This window comes from Mesorhizobium sp. M0185 (genome assembly GCF_040322175.1).
Classification (GTDB): Bacteria; Pseudomonadota; Alphaproteobacteria; order Rhizobiales; family Rhizobiaceae; genus Mesorhizobium.
On record NZ_JAMYSY010000026.1, the window covers coordinates 67,974 to 85,869 of the forward strand.

At 62.6% G+C, this 17,896-nt stretch carries 17 protein-coding genes; 11 read left to right on the forward strand and 6 right to left on the reverse strand.

Annotation, left to right across the window (positions count from 1 at the left end; translation table 11 throughout):
- Positions 1–255 precede the first annotated feature (255 nt).
- Entirely contained in the window at positions 256–1,305 is a 1,050-nt protein-coding gene (locus NKJ20_RS20550; RefSeq protein ID WP_254816774.1) for a LacI family transcriptional regulator, read from the reverse strand.
- Positions 1,306–1,699: 394 nt separating this feature from the next.
- Between NKJ20_RS20550 and NKJ20_RS20555 the strand changes: the two genes are divergently transcribed.
- From NKJ20_RS20555 to NKJ20_RS20590, 8 genes are all read left to right on the forward strand, one after another.
- Positions 1,700–2,938 (forward strand): ABC transporter substrate-binding protein, encoded by a 1,239-nt coding sequence (locus NKJ20_RS20555; RefSeq protein WP_352456792.1) that lies wholly within the window; start codon positions 1,700–1,702, stop codon positions 2,936–2,938.
- 107 nt (positions 2,939–3,045) lie between these two features.
- Positions 3,046–3,939: a carbohydrate ABC transporter permease gene (locus NKJ20_RS20560; RefSeq protein ID WP_352746428.1), complete on the forward strand. Its 894-nt coding sequence runs from the start codon at positions 3,046–3,048 to the stop codon at positions 3,937–3,939.
- Positions 3,932–4,861: a carbohydrate ABC transporter permease gene (locus NKJ20_RS20565; RefSeq protein ID WP_023675222.1), complete on the forward strand. Its 930-nt coding sequence runs from the start codon at positions 3,932–3,934 to the stop codon at positions 4,859–4,861. Before NKJ20_RS20560 ends, NKJ20_RS20565 begins: the two co-directional genes overlap by 8 nt.
- Before the next feature lie 5 nt (positions 4,862–4,866).
- Positions 4,867–5,979 carry an ABC transporter ATP-binding protein gene (locus NKJ20_RS20570; protein WP_352448362.1) on the forward strand — a complete coding sequence of 371 codons (1,113 nt, stop codon included), beginning with the start codon at positions 4,867–4,869 and terminating at the stop codon, positions 5,977–5,979.
- Positions 5,980–6,066: 87 nt separating this feature from the next.
- Complete coding sequence (locus tag NKJ20_RS20575; protein WP_023675224.1) at positions 6,067–6,813, forward strand: sugar phosphate isomerase/epimerase family protein; 747 nt, start codon at positions 6,067–6,069, stop codon at positions 6,811–6,813.
- Between the two features lie 12 nt (positions 6,814–6,825).
- The gene (locus NKJ20_RS20580) at positions 6,826–7,974 is read left to right on the forward strand and encodes a Gfo/Idh/MocA family protein (protein ID WP_352456787.1); all 1,149 of its coding nucleotides are present in this window, start codon (positions 6,826–6,828) and stop codon (positions 7,972–7,974) included.
- Positions 7,975–8,105: 131 nt separating this feature from the next.
- Positions 8,106–9,152 (forward strand): L-glyceraldehyde 3-phosphate reductase, encoded by a 1,047-nt coding sequence (gene mgrA / locus NKJ20_RS20585; RefSeq protein WP_352746430.1) that lies wholly within the window; start codon positions 8,106–8,108, stop codon positions 9,150–9,152.
- A gap of 117 nt (positions 9,153–9,269) precedes the next feature.
- Complete coding sequence (locus tag NKJ20_RS20590; RefSeq protein WP_352448359.1) at positions 9,270–9,962, forward strand: molybdate ABC transporter substrate-binding protein; 693 nt, start codon at positions 9,270–9,272, stop codon at positions 9,960–9,962.
- A 47-nt stretch (positions 9,963–10,009) separates the two neighbouring features.
- On the opposite strand, the gene NKJ20_RS20595 is transcribed toward NKJ20_RS20590, so the two are convergent.
- Positions 10,010–10,306, reverse strand: a complete 297-nt coding sequence (locus NKJ20_RS20595; RefSeq protein WP_352448358.1) for a DUF2934 domain-containing protein — start codon at positions 10,304–10,306, stop codon at positions 10,010–10,012.
- 190 nt (positions 10,307–10,496) lie between these two features.
- On the opposite strand from NKJ20_RS20595, the gene NKJ20_RS20600 reads away from it, so the two are divergent.
- The gene (locus NKJ20_RS20600; RefSeq protein ID WP_352448357.1) at positions 10,497–10,847 is read left to right on the forward strand and encodes a hypothetical protein; all 351 of its coding nucleotides are present in this window, start codon (positions 10,497–10,499) and stop codon (positions 10,845–10,847) included.
- 67 nt (positions 10,848–10,914) lie between these two features.
- Here NKJ20_RS20600 and NKJ20_RS20605 read toward each other — a convergent pair whose 3' ends face one another.
- Positions 10,915–12,003 carry a S1 family serine peptidase gene (locus NKJ20_RS20605; protein ID WP_352448356.1) on the reverse strand — a complete coding sequence of 363 codons (1,089 nt, stop codon included), beginning with the start codon at positions 12,001–12,003 and terminating at the stop codon, positions 10,915–10,917.
- A gap of 392 nt (positions 12,004–12,395) precedes the next feature.
- Here NKJ20_RS20605 and NKJ20_RS20610 point away from each other — a divergent pair, with 392 nt between their 5' ends.
- Positions 12,396–13,478, forward strand: a complete 1,083-nt coding sequence (locus NKJ20_RS20610) for a trypsin-like serine peptidase (protein WP_352746433.1) — start codon at positions 12,396–12,398, stop codon at positions 13,476–13,478.
- A gap of 84 nt (positions 13,479–13,562) precedes the next feature.
- Here the strand turns inward: NKJ20_RS20610 and NKJ20_RS20615 are convergent, their stop codons facing one another.
- The 3 genes from NKJ20_RS20615 to NKJ20_RS20625 form a co-directional block, all read right to left on the reverse strand.
- Complete coding sequence (locus NKJ20_RS20615; protein WP_352456781.1) at positions 13,563–14,267, reverse strand: DUF4760 domain-containing protein; 705 nt, start codon at positions 14,265–14,267, stop codon at positions 13,563–13,565.
- Positions 14,264–14,644, reverse strand: coding sequence for a hypothetical protein (locus NKJ20_RS20620; protein WP_352746435.1), 381 nt, complete (start codon positions 14,642–14,644; stop codon positions 14,264–14,266). The genes NKJ20_RS20615 and NKJ20_RS20620 overlap by 4 nt, the downstream gene beginning before the upstream one ends.
- A gap of 565 nt (positions 14,645–15,209) precedes the next feature.
- Positions 15,210–16,949 (reverse strand): caspase family protein, encoded by a 1,740-nt coding sequence (locus NKJ20_RS20625; protein WP_352746438.1) that lies wholly within the window; start codon positions 16,947–16,949, stop codon positions 15,210–15,212.
- A gap of 211 nt (positions 16,950–17,160) precedes the next feature.
- Between NKJ20_RS20625 and NKJ20_RS20630 the strand changes: the two genes are divergently transcribed.
- Complete coding sequence (locus NKJ20_RS20630; protein WP_023675234.1) at positions 17,161–17,565, forward strand: Fur family transcriptional regulator; 405 nt, start codon at positions 17,161–17,163, stop codon at positions 17,563–17,565.
- Positions 17,566–17,896: the final 331 nt, after the last annotated feature.

A 17,896-nucleotide genomic window follows, 5' to 3' on the forward strand; every position in this document is an offset into this window, starting at 1 on the left:
TGGCCGGCGCAGCCATGCCGCGCCAACCTGACGAAGGCGGCCAGGCTGTAGTTCGCGCCGGATGACCGAACGTGGTGGTCAATGGAAAGGCGGCTTACTCCGTTTCTCGGCCAGAACCGGACAGGCAGCAAACGGCCCAAGGTTGCCAGTCAGCAGCGCGCATTTTGCAGCCAAGTGGAATCCCTCGGTGTCGCAGAAATGCGGCTAGGACAAACAGATGGAGCGGGTGCCAGTTCAATTTGAACATATCCCGCTCTAGTCGGGGCGGCGATAGGCCTGCACTTCGCCCGGCTCGCTCAGGCTTTGCAGGGTGCCGGGGGCGGCGCCGCCGATCCAGCCCAGCACCGAGCGGGCGAGTTCGGCGCCGGCCAGTCGGAAGTTCTCGTTGACGACCAGCAATTCGCTGCGAAACAGGTGCAGAAGCTCCGACGATTGTTTGGACACCACATCGACATCGCGGCCAAGCTTGAGGCCGGCGTCTTCGATGCCGGCGACGATGGCGAGCGTCGCGGCGGCGGCGCTGCTGATGAAACCGTCCGGGCGGCTTTCGCGGCGCATCAGCTGCGCGGTCCGCATTCTGATCTGCTCGATCGAATGATCGATCGAAACGGTGTTGAACGGAATCTCGCTGGCGCCGACCTCGCTCAGCGCATCGGCAAAGCCGGCGAGCGTGTGGCCGTGATAGGTCAGCTCGACCGGCGGCGCCAACAGAGCCAGGCGGCGGCGGCCGAGGCCGGCCAGATGGCGCACTGCCTCGGCTGCGAAAGCGTAATTGTCGAAATCATGGTAGGGATGGATCAGCCCCATATCGGTGCGGCCATGCGTGGCAAAGGGGATGCCGCGCTCCAGCATATAACGGGCCCTCGGATCGTTCGGCTGCGTGCGCGAAATGATGACGCCGTCGGCTGAACCGGTTTCCACGAGGTAGCGGATCGGGTCGAGCGGATCCTGCGAGCGCGAGTAGGGTGTCACGATCAAATGGTAGGGCGTGTCGGCAATGACTTCGGAAACGCCGTAGATGATATCCGAGACAAAGCTCATGATCTCGTGCTCGGTGTTGAGCACCAGGCTGATGACATTGGTCTTGCCGGTGCGCAGGCGGACGCCGGCACGGTTGGGCCGATAACCGATCTGCTTGGCGACAAGCTGGACGCGCCGCCTGGTCTCGGCGCCGATCTCGGGCGCGTCCTTCAGCGCGCGCGACACGGTGGTGACGCCCAGCCCGGTCATGAAGGCGAGCGTCTTCAGTGTCGGCCGGCCCTGGCCCGACGCTTCGTCGGCCTTCTCTTTTTGATGCCTGTTCATTCATCCCGCCCCGTCAGGCACATAGCAGTTGCCGGGCAGGCCGGCAATCGGCGGGCCGCGGGTACGCCGCGGGCCTTCACCGAATGACACCGCTATATACTGAAACGTTACAGATTGTCACTGCCGTGGCGATATCACTGGTGACAGGCGCAAAACGAGCGGCACTCCGGTCGGCGCAAAAAAGAGCGACAGAAGGGGCTTTTCCGGGTTTCTGGCGTCGCAGCATCAACTTTTTGCAGTGCAACCTCTCTTGTTGCGGTGCGGTAGGTCGGCAGCCGCGCGATTTTATTCGCGCTTCGAAAAAACTTGATGCCACCTTCGCCTGAGGGGTTGCGCGCCTCAAGCAATTGCCGTATCGAAAATCTGTAACGTTTCAGATTCTGGGAGGAACGAAATGCGATACCAACTCATGACTGCTGCGCTGGCTGCGACGGTCGCGCTGCAATTTGCCGGCCCGGCGGCCGCGACGGATCTGGAAGTCACCCATTGGTGGACCTCCGGCGGCGAGGCGGCAGCGGTCGCCGAACTCGCCAAGGCTTTCGACGCAACCGGCAATCACTGGGTTGACGGCGCCATCGCCGGCTCCGGCGGTACGGCGCGGCCGATCATGATCAGCCGCATCACCGGCGGCGACCCGATGGGCGCGACCCAGTTCAATCACGGCCGGCAGGCGGAAGAATTGGTGCAGGCCGGGCTGATGCGCGACCTCACCGATCTCGCCACCAAGGAAAAGTGGACGGAAATCGTGCAGCCGAAGAGCCTGCTCGACGGCTGTACCCTCGACGGCAAGATCTATTGCGTGCCGGTCAACATCCACTCCTGGCAGTGGCTGTGGCTGTCGAACGCGGCCTTCGAAAAAGCCGGCGTGCCGGTGCCGAAGAACTGGAATGAATATGTCGCTGCGGCGCCCGCGCTTGAAAAGGCAGGCATCCAGCCGCTCGCGGTCGGCGGCCAGCCCTGGCAGGCCTCCGGCGCTTTCGACGTGCTGCTTGCGGCGGTCGGCGGCACCGACGCCTTCCTCAAGGTCTACAAGGACAAGGACGCGGAATTCGCCGCCGGGCCCGAGGTCGCCAAGGTCTTCAAGGCCGCGGACGATGCCCGCAAGATGGCCAAGAACACCAATGTGCAGGACTGGAACCAGGCCACCAATCTGGTCATCACCGGCAAGGCCGGCGGCCAGATCATGGGTGACTGGGCGCAGGGCGAGTTCCAGGTTGCCGGCCAGACCGCCGGCAAGGACTATACTTGCCTTCCGGGCCTCGGTCTCAACGAGGTCATCGCCACTGGCGGCGACGCTTTCTACTTCCCGCTGCTGAAGGATCCCGAAAAATCGAAGGCACAGGAAGTGCTGGCCCACACGCTGCTCGATCCCAAGACGCAGGTCGCCTTCAATCTCAAGAAAGGTTCGCTGCCGGTGCGCGGCGACGTCGACCTCAAGGCGGCGAACGACTGCATGAAGAAGGGGCTCGAAATTCTCGCCAAGGGCAATGTCATGCCCTGGACCGACCAGCTGCTTTCGCAGGATACGCAGAAGCAGAAGGAGGATCTTTTCTCCGAGTTCTTCGCCAAGCAGGACATGACCGTGGAAGATGCGCAGAAGCGCTTCGCCGCCATTGTCGGTTCGGCCGATTGAGCGATCGACCGACCGCCTCACTCCCGCCCCTGCAAACGCAGGGTCGGGAGCTCGGGTCAAGGCCTCTTGACCCTCCGGCCCTTACCCGATCCAGCGCGGCTGTGCAGATGAGCAAGAGCGAACGCCCGAGCCAACTCTTTCGCAACCTCAATGCGAAAATCGCCTCGATCCCAATGATCCTCACCGCGCTGGTGATCTTTGTCGGCGGCAGCGCGTGGACGGTGCTTTATTCCTTCACCAGTTCGAAGCTCCTGCCACGGCTGAATTTCGTCGGGCTCGACCAGTACTACCGTCTGTGGTCGGTGCCGCGCTGGCTGGTCTCGATCGAGAACCTGCTGATCTACGGCGTGCTGTCGCTGCTGTTCTCGCTGGTGATCGGCTTCCTGCTTGCCGCCCTGCTCGACCAGAAGATCCGGTTCGAGGACACGTTCCGGACCATCTTCCTCTATCCCTTCGCCCTGTCCTTCATCGTCACCGGCCTCGTCTGGCAGTGGTTGCTCAACCCCGAGTTCGGGATCCAGGGAGTGGTGCGCAGCCTCGGCTGGACGAGCTTCAGCTTCAATCCGCTCTATGATTCCAGCATCGTCATCTACGGCATATTGATCGCCGCTCTCTGGCAGGGCACCGGGCTCATCATGTGCCTGATGCTGGCCGGCCTGCGCGGGATCGACGAGAATATCTGGAAGGCCGCAAGGGTCGACGGGATACCGACCTGGAAGACCTATCTGTTCATCATCATACCGATGATGCGGCCGGTGTTTATCACCACGCTCGTCATCATCGCTGCCGGTATCGTCAAGATCTATGACCTGGTTGTCGCCCAGACCAGCGGCGGGCCCGGCATCGCCTCCGAAGTCCCGGCCAAATATGTCTATGACTACATGTTCTTCGCCCAGAACCTCGGTCAGGGGTTCGCCGCCTCGACCATGATGCTGCTGTCGGTGATCATCGTCATCGTGCCGTGGGCCTATCTCGAGTTCGGAGGCAAGAAGCGTGTCTGACCATACCGTTTCCTTGCCGGCCGGCCCCGGCACGCTCGAAGCGTACGGGCCGAGCGGGCCGAAGCCGCGGCATATGTTCTCGCGCCGCAACATCTTCCTCTACGGCACGCTCATCGTGGTGGCGCTCTACTATCTTTTGCCGCTCTACGTGATGGTGGTGACGTCGCTCAAAGGCATGCCCGAGATACGCCTCGGCAACATCTTCTCGCCGCCGATGGAGATCACCTTCGAGCCATGGGTCAAGGCCTGGTCGAGCGCCTGCACCGGGCTCAACTGCGACGGGCTGTCGCGTGGCTTCTGGAATTCGGTGCGCATCACGATCCCGTCGGTGATCCTGTCGATCGCGCTCGCCTCGGTGAACGGCTATGCGCTTGCCAACTGGCGCTTCAAAGGTGCCGACACCTTCTTCATCATCCTGATCGTCGGCGCCTTCATCCCCTATCAGGTGATGATCTATCCGATCGTCATCATCCTGCGCGAAGTCGGCCTCTACGGCAGCCTCAGCGGCCTGGTGATCGTCCATTCCATCTTCGGCATGCCGATCCTCACACTGTTGTTCCGCAACTACTTTACCTCCATGCCGGAGGAGCTGTTCCGGGCAGCGCGTGTCGACGGCGCCGGCTTCTGGGGCATTTATTTCCGCATCATGCTGCCGATGTCGCTGCCGATCTTCGTCGTCGCCATCATCCTGCAGGTGACCGGCATCTGGAACGACTTCCTGTTCGGCGTCGTCTACACCCGCCCCGACACCTATCCGATGACGGTGCAGCTCAACAACATCGTCAACTCGGTGCAAGGCGTGAAGGAATACAACGTCAACATGGCAGCCACCATCCTGACCGGCCTGGTGCCGCTGATCGTCTATTTCCTGTCCGGAAAATTGTTTGTGCGCGGCATCGCCGCCGGCGCGGTGAAAGGATGATGGCGATGAACGCAAACGGCAGCATTGCGGCAAACGGCACCAGCGTCTCGATCCAGAACCTGTCGCTGAATTTCGGTGCGATATCGGTGCTGCAGACGCTCAACCTCGATGTTGCCGAAGGCGAATTCATCGTGCTGCTCGGTCCGTCCGGCTGCGGCAAGTCGACCTTGCTCAACTGCATTGCCGGGCTGCTCGACGTTTCCGAAGGCCGCATCTTCATCAAGGGCAAGAACGTCACCTGGGAAGAGCCCAAGGATCGCGGCATCGGCATGGTGTTCCAGTCCTACGCGCTCTATCCGCAGATGACGGTGGAGAAGAACCTGTCGTTCGGGCTGCGCGTTGCCGGCCTCGCCAAGGACGAGATCGCCAAGCGCATCGCCCGGGCCGCCGAGATCCTGCAGATCGAACCGCTTTTGCATCGCAAGCCGGCGGCGCTGTCCGGCGGCCAGCGCCAGCGCGTGGCGATCGGGCGCGCACTTGTGCGTGACGTCGATGTCTTTCTGTTCGACGAACCGCTCTCCAACCTCGACGCCAAGCTGCGCGCGGAATTGCGCGTCGAGATCAAGCTGCTGCATCGCAAGCTCGAGAACACCATGATCTACGTCACCCACGACCAGATCGAGGCGATGACGCTGGCCGACCGTATCGCGGTGATGAAGGGCGGCGTCATCCAGCAGCTCGATGCGCCGCAGACCATCTATAACCGGCCGGTCAACCGGTTTGTCGCCGGCTTCCTCGGCTCGCCGGCAATGAACTTCCTCGACGGCAGACTGGAGCAAGCGGCAGGCGACTGGCACTTCGTCGCCGAGGATGTGCGGATACCGCTTGCCACCTATGCTTTCGAGAAGGACCCGGTGCCAGGGCCGGCCGTGTTCGGCATTCGCCCCGAGCACGTGGCGTTCAACAGCGGCACGGGATGGCCATTCGCAGCCACGGCAAATGTCGAGGTCGTCGAGCCCATGGGTTCCGACACGCTGGTCTGGCTGAAGCTCGCCGGCCAGAATTTCACGGTGCGGGTGACAGCCGAGCGCACGCCAAACAACGCCGAGGCGGTCGGCATCGGTTTTGACCCGATGCGCGCCTCGCTTTTCGACGCCGCCACAGGTAACCGCCTCTAGAGCATGATTTAGCCTCCCAAGACTCTTCTACTCCCGCAAGACTCATCCCCCCAAAACTAACCATCCACAAGAAAACGGACAGAGACGATGAACTGGTCATTCCAACTTTACAGCGCCCGCAATTTCCAGCCCTGGGAGGGCGTGCTCAAGATGCTGGGGGAGCTTGGTTACAGCCAAGTCGAAGGGTTCGGCGGCGTCTATGACGATCCCAAGGCGTTCCGTGCCGAGCTCGACAAGAACGGGCTCGCCATGCCGACCGGGCATTTCTCGATCGACGCGCTCGAGAAGGATTTCGACGGCGTGCGCAGGACGGCCGACGCGCTCGGCATCACGCTGCTCATCTGCCCGTTCCTGAACGCCGAGTTCAGGCCGGCCGACACAGCCGGCTGGCGCGGCTTCGGCGAACGCCTGGCCAAGGTCGGCGAGACGGCCAGGAAAGCCGGCTATGGCTTTGCCTGGCACAACCATGATTTCGAGTTCAAGGCGCTTGCCGACGGCTCGGTGCCGCAGGACCATATCCTGTCCTCCGCGCCCGACATCGGCTGGGAGATGGACGTCGCCTGGGTGGTGCGCGGCGGCGTCGATCCGCTGCCCTGGATCGAGAAGCACGGCAAGCGCATCGTCGCCGTCCATGTCAAGGACTTGGCCAAGCCGGGCGAGGGCCTCGACGAGGACGGCTGGTCCGACGTCGGCCACGGCACCATCGACTGGCCCGGCCTGATCAAGGCGCTACGCGCCAAAAGCGCCGCAAAATACTACGTCATGGAACAGGACAATCCCAACGATATCGAGCGCTTCGCCCGCCGCTCGATCGCAGCCGCCAAGACCTATTAGGAGCACATCAGCATGGCAACAAAACTTGGCATCGGCGTCATCGGCTGCGGCAACATCTCGAAGGCGTATTTCTCGCTGGCGCCGCTGTTTCGCGGCATCGAGATGCGCGCCTGCGCCGACATCAACATGGAAGCGGCGAAAGCGCGGGCAAAAGAGTTCAAGCTGCGCGCCGAGACCGTCGAGGGGCTGCTCAAGGCCGACGATATCGACATCATCGTCAACCTGACCATTCCGGCGGTGCATTACGAGGTGTCGAAGCAGATCCTCGACGCCGGCAAGCACGTCTATTCGGAGAAGCCCTTCGTGCTGTCGGTCAAGGAAGGGCTCGACCTGAAGAAACGGGCGGAAAGCAAGGGGCTGCGCATCGGTTCGGCGCCCGACACCTTCCTCGGCGGCGCGCACCAGCTTGTCCGCGACCTGATCGACACCGGCAGGCTCGGCAGGATCACCAGCGGCACCTGTCATGTGATGAGCCATGGCATGGAGCATTGGCACCCCAATCCGGACTTCTTCTTCCAGCCGGGCGCCGGGCCGGTGCTCGATATCGGACCGTATTACATCACCAACCTGATCCAGCTGATCGGGCCGGTGAAGCAGGTCGCCGCCTTCGCTTCGATCCCGATGACGGAACGCATCATCAGCTCGAAGCCGCGCGCCGGCGAAAAGATCCCGGTCTCCACGCCAACGACGATCCACGGCGTGCTGGAATTCGAGAACGGCGCCATGGTGACGCTCAACACCAGCTGGGATGTCTGGAGCCATGGCCACGCGCCGATGGAACTCTATGGCGAGGCGGGCACGGTGTTCGTACCGGATCCGAACTTCTTCGGCGGCGAAGTGCGCTACACCGAAGCCGCCAAACCGGTGAAGAAGCTGCCGAAATGGCCGCATCCGTTCGGCGTGCCCAACGAGATGCATTCGCAAGGCATGATGGCCAACTACCGCACCGCCGGTTTGGCCGACATGGCGATCGCGATCAGGGAAGGCCGGCCGCACCGCTGCTCGATGGAACTGGCGCTGCATGCCGTCGACGTCATGACCGGCCTGTTGCGTTCGGGCGAGACCGGAAAGTTCGTCGCCATGCAGACCAGCTGCGAGCGGCCCGCGGCACTCGGCGTCAAGGCGGCGAAGGAGCTGCTGGCGAAGAAGAAAACCAAGTAGGCGGCGCACCTCCCAAGCACCGCAAAAAGCCTCTCCCCGTTTGCGCGGGGAGAGGCTAAGGGTGGGCCGGAGTCGACTTGCCCCACTGTCGCGGCGGCAGCTGTCGGCTCGTTTCGATATGAGGATTTCCCATGCCGTATGTTCCCGCCGAAAACCGCTACGACAAGATGGTCTACAATCGCTGCGGGCGGTCCGGCCTGAAGCTGCCGGCGATCTCGCTTGGGCTGTGGCACAATTTCGGCAACGACACGCCGCATAGAACCAAGCAGGCGATCGCGCGCAGGGCGTTCGATCTCGGCATCACGCATTTCGACCTCGCCAACAATTACGGCCCGCCGCCCGGCTCGGCGGAGCAGGCGTTCGGCGAGATCCTGCGGACGGACTTTACCGGTTATCGCGACGAGCTGATCATCTCGACCAAGGCCGGCTACGAAATGTGGGCAGGGCCTTATGGCGAATGGGGCGGCCGCAAATATGTCCTGGCCAGCCTCGACCAGAGCCTGAAGCGGATGGGGCTCGACTATGTCGACATCTTCTATTCGCACCGCTTCGACCCCGACACCCCGCTGGAGGAAACGATGGGCGCGCTCGATCACGCTGTGCGCTCGGGCAAGGCGCTCTATGCCGGCATTTCCTCCTATAATTCGCAGCGCACCCGCGAGGCCGCCGACATATTGAAGCAGCTCGGCACGCCTTGCGTGATCCATCAGCCGAGCTATTCGATGCTCAACCGCTGGGTCGAGGATGATGGCCTGCTCGATACGCTGGAGGGGCTTGGTGTCGGCTCGATCGTGTTCTCGCCGCTGGCGCAAGGCATGCTGACCGACAAATATCTCGGCGGCATCCCCGATGGCAGCCGCGCCAGCCAGGGCAAGTCGCTGCGCCCGGCATTCATCAACGACAAGTCGATCGCCAATATCGAGGCGCTGAACGTCATCGCCCGTCGCCGCGGCCAGACGCTGGCGCAGATGGCGCTGGCCTGGGTGCTGCGCCGGGGCAGGGTGACGTCGGCGCTGATCGGCGCCAGCCGGCCGGAACAGGTCGAGGATTGCGTCGGCGCGCTGAAGGCGCTCGACTTCAGCGATGCCGAACTCGCCGAGATCGACACCTTTGCCCGCGAGTCGGACATCAATCTCTGGGCGGCATCGGCCGAGCGCAAGGGGCCGCCGAGGAAGTAGGCGATGACGGCATCCGGTGGCCGAAGGGCGACGGCTTCCGGGACGCTGAGCATAGAATGGCCGGGCAGCTGGATGGGTATTGCAAGAAGGTCGTTTCGTCCGATTCGGGGTTAGGCGATGAATCAGGAAATCCGGCTTTTTGGCGCTATTGCGGTCCGCCCCGCCATTCTAGCTCTCATACCCCGGTTCGAAACGGGCACGGGATTCACAGTTGCGGTCAGGTGGGAACTCAATCCGACAGTAAAGAAGCAGATTGAAGCTGGGGAAGCTTTTGACCTCGTCATCACCAATCCGGACCTGGTTCAGGATCTGACTGCCTCGGGAAAGGTCAAGGCGGGGAGCCAGGTGGCGTTTGGCCGGATAGCAATGGGGGTGGCAGCCAAGGCAGGCAGTCGACCGCTCGATATCGGGTCCGTGGAAGCATTCGAACAGGCGTTGAAGAGCGCCAGATCGATCGCCTTCGCCAGTGAAGGAACCAGCGGTGGCTACTTCTCCGGTTTGCTGGAACGTTTGGGGATAGCGGATGAGGTGAAGCCCAAGCTGGTGGCCATACCAGGAGGGCAGACAGCGCCGGCCGTGGGCCGTGGGGAAGCCGAGTTGGGGGTGGTTCCCGTGACTTCGATTCTCGCGGCCGCTCCCGATGTCGTGCTTGTCGGTCGGTTTCCGGAAGAACTCCAAAGTTACGTCGACTTCGCCATCGGCATCAGCGCCGATTCGACGGACGCAGAAGCTGCCAAGCAGCTGTCGGCATTTCTGATGTCGGCAGCCGTTGATGACATGCTGGCGGCAAGGGGTGTCGAGCGCCGCTAAGAGCGTGCTTGATAAGCAGCGCTGGGAATCCCCTTCTCAAACACGCTCTAACTTTCGGCTGCCTTGAGGTTCCGCGCGGCTTCCTCCAGCGTCGCCCTGTCGTTGCCAAGCCTGTCGATCAGCTCTTGCGCCTGATCACCGGTTATCCCGGTGCGCATCGCCAGTGCCTCGACCGTCAGAACGTCGGAGCTGGCGATCGTTCCCGCCGGAACGTCCGCGTCGTCGAGGCCAAGCTCTTGCTTCGCCTGCTGCCAATGACGTTCATGCGCGCCATCCGGGCGGCCCTCGCGCACCCAGATTTCATAGGCTCGCTGCCGAATTTTTTCATGCCGATCGTCGTCCATGGCGGTTCCTCCCTTGTGGCGTTTTCACCAACGCGGGGAGCGCCGGAACGATCCGATGTTGATGCCGAATTCGCAGACATGCCGGACAAAAGCCGGTTTCTCACCGAACAAACACCGGACATACGCGTTTTGCGGAGGAACCTGCACAGTGGGCCGGCCGTTGAGCCGAGCCTGAGCAAAGGAGATTACAATGGCCGACGAACCGAACGAATCCGCAGCACCGAAGATGACTCAACGTGAAGCTCAGGAAGCCCTGGAGAAGCAGGTCGCGCAGCTGAGGCGCGAGATCAACAAGATCAACCGAACCTTGGCGGAACGCGCGGAAGAGGCGATCGAGGACGCCGGCGATTGGTATGGCAACGCTGCTGAGCGCGCCTCGCGGACGGCACAAGCCCTGCGCAACAGGGCGCAGACGGTGTCCGGGGTTGTCCAGGAGAATCCTGGGACAGTATCGTCCGCCTTCATACTCGGAGCGGCCGTAGGGGCGTTACTGGGCCTCGCCTTGGCCGCCACAGACCAGCGCCGCGATCGCTGGTTTTAGTCCCAACCTAAGGTTCCGGGCAGAAACGGCGGGATTGCTCCCGCCGTCATTCAGCAAATGACACCGGTCAGGGCGTGGCGGGCTTCTGCGCCGTGCCGAGGGCTTTGGGCGCTGCGGGCGCTGCCGTCCTCATCTTCTCCTCGATCCAGCCGGTGTAATTGGCCAGCCGCGTGTAGATGCCGTAGGCGTTCTTGTGGCCGCAGGCGGTGCTGCCGTCGGCCGGACCTTCGCCCCAGCTGACGACGCCGACCTGCATCGGACCATCGGCGCCGGTCATGAACAGCGGTCCGCCGCTGTCGCCATTGCAGGCGTCGCGCTCGCCGCTTGCGGTGCCGGCGCAGATCATGTTGCCGGTCAGCGGATCGGCCATATCGGCTGCAATCGCGTTGGCGGCGGCCTCGATGCCCCTTTCCGAATAACGCATGCGGCGGGCGAGCTCGCCGAGCGCTGCCTTCAAATCATGCGCATAAATCGCCTTGATGCCGCTGTTGCAGGTTGCGTTCGGCTGGAGGTCCAGGTCGGCGACCATCAGCGCGGTGGGAAACGTTCCGTCCTGCATCTTGCCCCAACCGGTGACCGTCGTCTTACCGGTGTCCGGTGTCGGCTCACGGGCAATTTTGATGGTCGGGGCATCGGCCGGCGCGGCCAGCCGGATCAAGCCGACATCGTTGTCCAGCGTCTGCTCGCTATAGCCCTCGTTGACGACGATCTCCGCCGCCTTGTAGCGCTTGCCCTCGCTGAGATCGGTGGCGCCGGTGAGCACGGTAACCATATCAGGCGAAATCGGCTCGCCGTCGTCATTGAGGCAGTGCGCCGCCGTCAGCACCCATTGCGGCGCGATCAGGCTGCCGCCGCAGAACTGCGCATTCGCCTGGGAGGCCGGGCTTTTGTCCAGTTTGCCGGTGGTCAGCAATGCCACCTGGAACGGGTAAGCGCCCTTCTCGGCCTCTTTGCCGCCGTAGACACGATCGGCGCCGTCGGGGTTCTCCGCCCTGGCCTTGGCCCTGGCCTCCGCCACGCGTTTCATCGGCGAGATCGCCGCCTCCGGCCGGGCGACCGCGTCCGTGGCATGAACGGAATTGACGGCCGGCAAGGCCGCCGCGATGCCGAGCAGCGCAGCGGCGGCAATCGGTCTGAACCTATGGATGATCTTCACCTCGAACCCCCTGAGACGATGTTCCCGACAGGTCAGTCGCCGACGCATGATCCACTGAAATGGAACCGGCCGGTGAGATCATGCTCCACGGCGAAGCACGATCCGTCACAAAGCCGAGCACCATTTCTGCTAGTCGTGCTGTCGAGCCAAAACCCGCCCAAAATCCTATAGCCCCCCACGGGCTATGTGGAAGCAATTTGTCGTTGCCAATGTTGGATTATTTTAGGCAGTATACCGTTGCAGGCATTTTTGGCGGGGACCTAAACTGTCTGCACTGAATAATGGCCCGGTAAAGGCACCTGTAACCAATTTCATTTTTCTGCGCCACCACGATCTCGACAATATTTCTATATCTTGATCCAGTCCTTGCTGACTTTTGGGAGAGTCTCACCATGACAAAACTGACACATAGCATTATTGCGTCCGCGTTGCTTTCCACCGCAATGTGGGCGGTTCCTGCCTTGGCTGCCGAGCCAGGTTCCGCCAATGCCGGCAACGGCGAAAGCATGCGGGATGTGACATCGGGCGATTACAAGCCTGGCCGGGCGAAACCGATCGCCCCGCCGAAACTGACCGAGGACGAGGCCAACCGCGCCGCGCCGCTCACCGACGAAGCAACGGCCGTCAAATCCTATGGCATCGTCGGCCGCTCCGCCGATGGCAAGGACATCAAGATCGATCCGAACGAGACGCTGAAGGACCTTGTCATCAAGGAAATGAACGCGCCCGCCGAGGGACAGAAGTCCGAGAATTCCGGGCTGAGCGGAGGCGAAGAGGCCGGCCGCCAGGTGTTCGGGACGGACGACCGCGAGCAGATCAAGAATACCAAAACCTACCCGTTCACCGCGATCGGTTATCTCGAAGGCAAATCGAAGAGCGGCAGCTATGGCAGCTGCTCGGCGACGCTGATCGGCCCGCGCACGGTGCTCACCGCGGCGCACTGCCTCTACAGCCACGAAGACAAGGCCTGGCTGGACGATATCCTGTTCGTGCCGGCTCTCAACGGCAAGACTGCCGACGACGCACCGTTCGGCGCCTTCACCTATGAAAGCGCCTATATCGTCCAGGGCTTCATCGACAATTACCAGGGCTTTTACGGCTCGGTCGTTCCATGGGATCTCGGCATCGTCACCCTGAAACAGGATGTCGGCACCAATCTCGGCTGGCTGGGCTATGCCAATTACGTGGATCTTGGCGATTTCACCGCCAACATCGTCGGCTATCCCGGCGACAAGCCGATGGGCACGATGTGGAAGGCGACCTGCGAAGTGCTCGCCGAACACATCGCCACCGAGTATTTCCAGTACGACTGCGACACGTATCCAGGATCGAGCGGCAGCTCGGTCTACGCCTACGACAATGGCTCCAAGCAGCGCGTCATCACCGGCGTGAACGTGGCCGAGAGCCCGGATGCCAATACCGCCGTGCGCCTGAACGCCATCAACGTCCAGTGGATCAACAGCCTGTACAAATAGGCCTGCAGAATTTCGGCCGCGATCGTCGCGGAAAACCTGCCGGCGGCGGAGCATTTCCGTCGCCGGCTTTCGCACTTTCGGGAATTATCTGGACTGGGCCGAGGGTGGCGCCTGGCGCACATAGTTCTCGATCGGCTGGGCGAAGGTCGGTGAACCGGCCTTGCGCTCCTTGTCGATATAGCCGGCAAAATAGCTCCAGAAGGAAGCGGCATAGTCGCGGAAATAGGAGTCGGCGACGTCGCGCGAGCACAGCCTGCCTTCGACGCAGAAGGAAAGGCGGTTGAGGAAATAGACGATGCGGTCGAAATTGTCGCTGAACTCGGCAAGCGGCATGTCGCCGCCGGTTGCGCTCATCGCTTCGATGCCGATGCGCTGTCTGAACACCTGTTCCTCGGTCGGCGTCGGATTGGCACTGAGCAGATTGCCGTATTTGGCGTTGAGCGCCGCCAGGCGTTGCTTGAGGGCCCGTTGCGCCTGCTGGTAATCCTTGCTTTCCCAGAGCTCGACCAGCGACATCGTTTGCTCGACGCGCTTCTGCTCCTGGTTCGCCAGGAACTGGTAGACCGAAAAGATCAAGGTGAAGATGATCGCCAGGCGCACCAGCAATCCGGACCAGGCATAGACGAGCATGCGCCAGTCGCGATCGGTGAACGGGTTCGCCTCCTTCTTGACCTCGTGATTGCTCACCCACGGCAGGCCTTCGACGGTTTCCGGCAGCGACACCGGCTTCTTTTGCGGTACCGGCGCCGTCACTGCCTGCTGCGTTGCGTTGCCCCCCGCTTTCGTCATCCGCAGCTGTCCAGTTCTATGGTGGCGGAGGGGTCGAGCACGATGCCCGGCGCCTCCAGCTTCTTCTTCAGGCAATCCAGCTGCGCCCGCGAAACGATGAACTGCACGTTAGGCGCCACCTGCGCCTTGCCCGGCGACGGCAACGGCTCGACCACGCCGCGCGAGGCGCAGCTGCTGAGATCGACGACAACGGCGGTGTTGCCGGTTTTGGCGATCTGGTCGTACTGGTCGAGAAAGCAACTCGCCAGTTCGGAATTGATGACGACCTCCTTGGCGCAGAGGCCGCAAGTCTCGTCCGCCGAAGCATTCGCGGCCAGCAACAGCCCGGCGACAAGGCCGGCGGTTGTTGCGCGCCACGAAAATACGATCCTGTTCACGAACGCCCTCATCCGTTCCGTTCGGCCGCCGACAGCGGCGGTCGAAGAATGTTCATTATCAGCCGATTAGGCAAGAGGCCCGGCCGGGCACCTGACCCCATCTCAGGCGCGCGGCACCGTCTCCATCGGGAAGATCATCACGGCGCCCTTCGACCCCTTGTCGTCGGTGAGCCGCATGGCCGACCGCGTCGCCGGCGCCATGCCGATATCAGCCAGCATATCGACGAAGCTTGGCTGTCCCAGTCCGCGCGTCACCGAGACAACCCCCTCTTGCGCCAGGAAGCTCAGATCCTGCTTCTCGCTCTGCGGCGGCGCCTCGGTCAGGACGGCGATCATCCGCTCCATGCCGAAGCTGGTATCGGTGAATTTGAACAGGCCTTCCTCGAGCACGGCGCCTTCGGTCAGGCGCTCGGCAAGAAAATGCTGGATGGAATAGTCGGAGCCGACGTAGAGCACGTTGATGTCGACCAGGTTGGTCGAACCGTTCCTGGCCAGCACGTGGACCTGATCGTCGGGCGAAACACGCGGCACCGTCGCCGGTTCGATCGGCTGCAGCGTGTCGCTGTCAAAACGCTTGATCCGGAACTCGACGCTGACCTCTTCCGGCCGATAATCGGAAGCGGCGGCCAGCCTCGACAGTCCGATGGCGCGGAAGATTTTCGTCAGATTCCCTGCGGCGGCCTCGATCAACTTTTCGCCGCCGTCCGGATGAATGACGATCAACGGCGGCTTGCTGCCGCCCTTGAAGCGCCATGTCGCCCGAAGCCGGCAGGAACCACAGCGCCGGCGCGTCGGTGGCATCTTCTGCGGCGCCGGCAATGGCGTTCTCGCGCAGCACTGCGAGACGCAGATCTGCGCTCTTGCCCGGCTCGACCAGCGCGATGTGGAACCCTGAGTTCTCCCTGGCCGCCAGATCGTCGAGAACCGAGTTCGCCAGCGCGGCCTCTTTCTCGAGGCCTTTGGCCGCTGCCGGCCGCGCGACCACGAGCTTGTAGTCGACGGCGAGCTCGGCCAGCCGGGCATAGGCATTGGCGGGGATGTCGGCCAGCTTGAGCGCCGGCTTGCCGCCGAACTCGACCGGCTTGACCCGGCTTTCCAGGTTTTTCGCCGACTGCACCTGGAGATAGCCAAGCGCGTCGGACAGCGGCGACAGCGCCGACGGCAATATTGCGAGCCTGCTGCCTGCGGTGAGGCGATGCAGCAGTCCGGCGCCGATCGTGACTTTGTCGTTCTCGATGACGATCGGCCATTGCATGACCGCGTCTGTCTTGTCGGTGCCGAAGACGCGTGCGTCGAGTTCTCCCTCGAACAGCGGCGTTGGCCGGGTGCGGCCGTCCGCCGAATATTGCTGCAGCACGGCCTGGCCGAGCTGGCGATAGGTGATGTTGGGGTTCTCGGCCAGTTTCGACAGGATGGTGAAGGTGAACAGCCCGAAACGCGGTGCATCGGCCGTGCCCTTGGGCAGCGGCATCTCGGGCGTCGTCTCCACCGTCTGCGCCGCGTAGAAGGCGACCAATTTGCCCTTGGTGGTCGGCTCGGCGCCGGTCGGCGTCAGCTTGAAGGCCGGCTTGCGCTGGCCGTCCTCGTCAAAGCCGCGCGGCGCGGCCGACGCAATCTCGTCATAGGCTCTCACCGCAGCCGCCCTGGCAGCGTCGTCGCCGCCGACCAGATCGGCGAACTCGACCTTGCGTTCCAGCTCGTCGTCGACCTCGGCGGCGCGCGTCGCCGTGCCGGAATGGCAGCAGTCGAACACGGCCCAGATAAAGGCGCCCTTGTCGCGAATAGCGTCGAGCGCGGTGCCGATCTCGTTGTCGACCAGCGCATTGGGCACGCCCTTTTCGCGGTTCACCCATTTGTCGATGTCGGACGGCAAGAAAATCTCGTCGAGCCCGTCCGTCTCGTCGCCCTTGTTCGCTGCCGGCTGCTGCGCGCCGTGACCGGACAAATGCAGGTAGACGAAATCGTCGCGCTGGACCTTGGCGGCAAGGTCGGCGAGTGCTGCCTTGATCGCCGCATGTGTCGGCGGTCCGTTGGCGCCTTCGACATCCTTGGCGAGCAACGTGACGTTTTCGGCCAGGAATTTTACCGGCGCGGGCGTGTTCCCCAGGAGGTAATCGCGCACCAGGCCGGCATCGTTTTTCGGTCCGATCAGCCAGTTTTTCTTCGGCAGGTTCGGGTAATCGGTGCAGGCAACAAGCAGCGCATGGTAGGTGCGCGCCGCTGCGAATGCCCGAAACGGCACCAGGCCGGCAGCGGCCAGCGCGGACGTGCCGGCAAGCAGCGTCCGCCGCGTCACTTTGATCATGATTGCTTCCCCAAGCCCGATCGAATTTCCAAGCACGGCCAGCCTGGCCGAGGATTTTGTCAGTATTTTGAATATGGCGCCGCCGGCCAGCCGACCACCGGCTGCGAATAGAAACAGTAGCAAAAATGGCAGTTCGTCGCTATCTCAGGGGAAGAGGTCCGACTGCTTGCGAAATGGCAGCGATCGGCACGGAGCGGCTTGGAACAGGATCATGGCGGCAAGGGATGTACTGACGAAGAACCAGCTTTGCGTTCTCGAGAAGCTCGAGGCCGCCAGCGGCCCGCTCAGCGCCTATACGTTGCTCGACCAACTGCGCGAGCGCGGTTTTCGCGCGCCGCTGCAGGTCTACCGGGCGCTCGACACGCTGGTGAAATCCGGCTTCGTGCATAGGCTCGAAAGCCTCAATTCCTTCGTCGCCTGTGCCGAGCCGCACGACCACAGCCATTCGATGACGGCGTTTGCCATCTGCGACACCTGCGGCCAGGTGACCGAGTTCTCCGACCACGATGTCGGACACCGGCTCGACGAATGGGTACGCTCGACCGGCTTCGCCGCCAAGAAGGCGGTGATCGAGTTTCGTGGGACATGTGCGAAGTGTTTGGCCGAGGCGGCTTGAGGGGCCTGCCAATGGTTCCGCTGCGGGGCTTGAACTATCGCAATCTTTTGAGATTGGCTGATACCCACCAAGCTTCGTCATCCCAGGGCGGAGCAGGAGCGAAGCGACGTCGCGGAGACCCTGGGATCCATGCCGTTACATCAGCCGAAGAATGTAGCGGCTCAGAATGAAGCGCTCTATAGCGATCCTTCACACCTTCCTTGTCCAGCCTGCATCAAAAGTTCTGCACCGCAGCAACACTCTGATGTCACGGCATGATGGGGTGGACGGCGCCCGACGGCATCGGATGTGCCAGAATGAGTTCGTTGAGATCTCAAACAAGGGAGCCGTC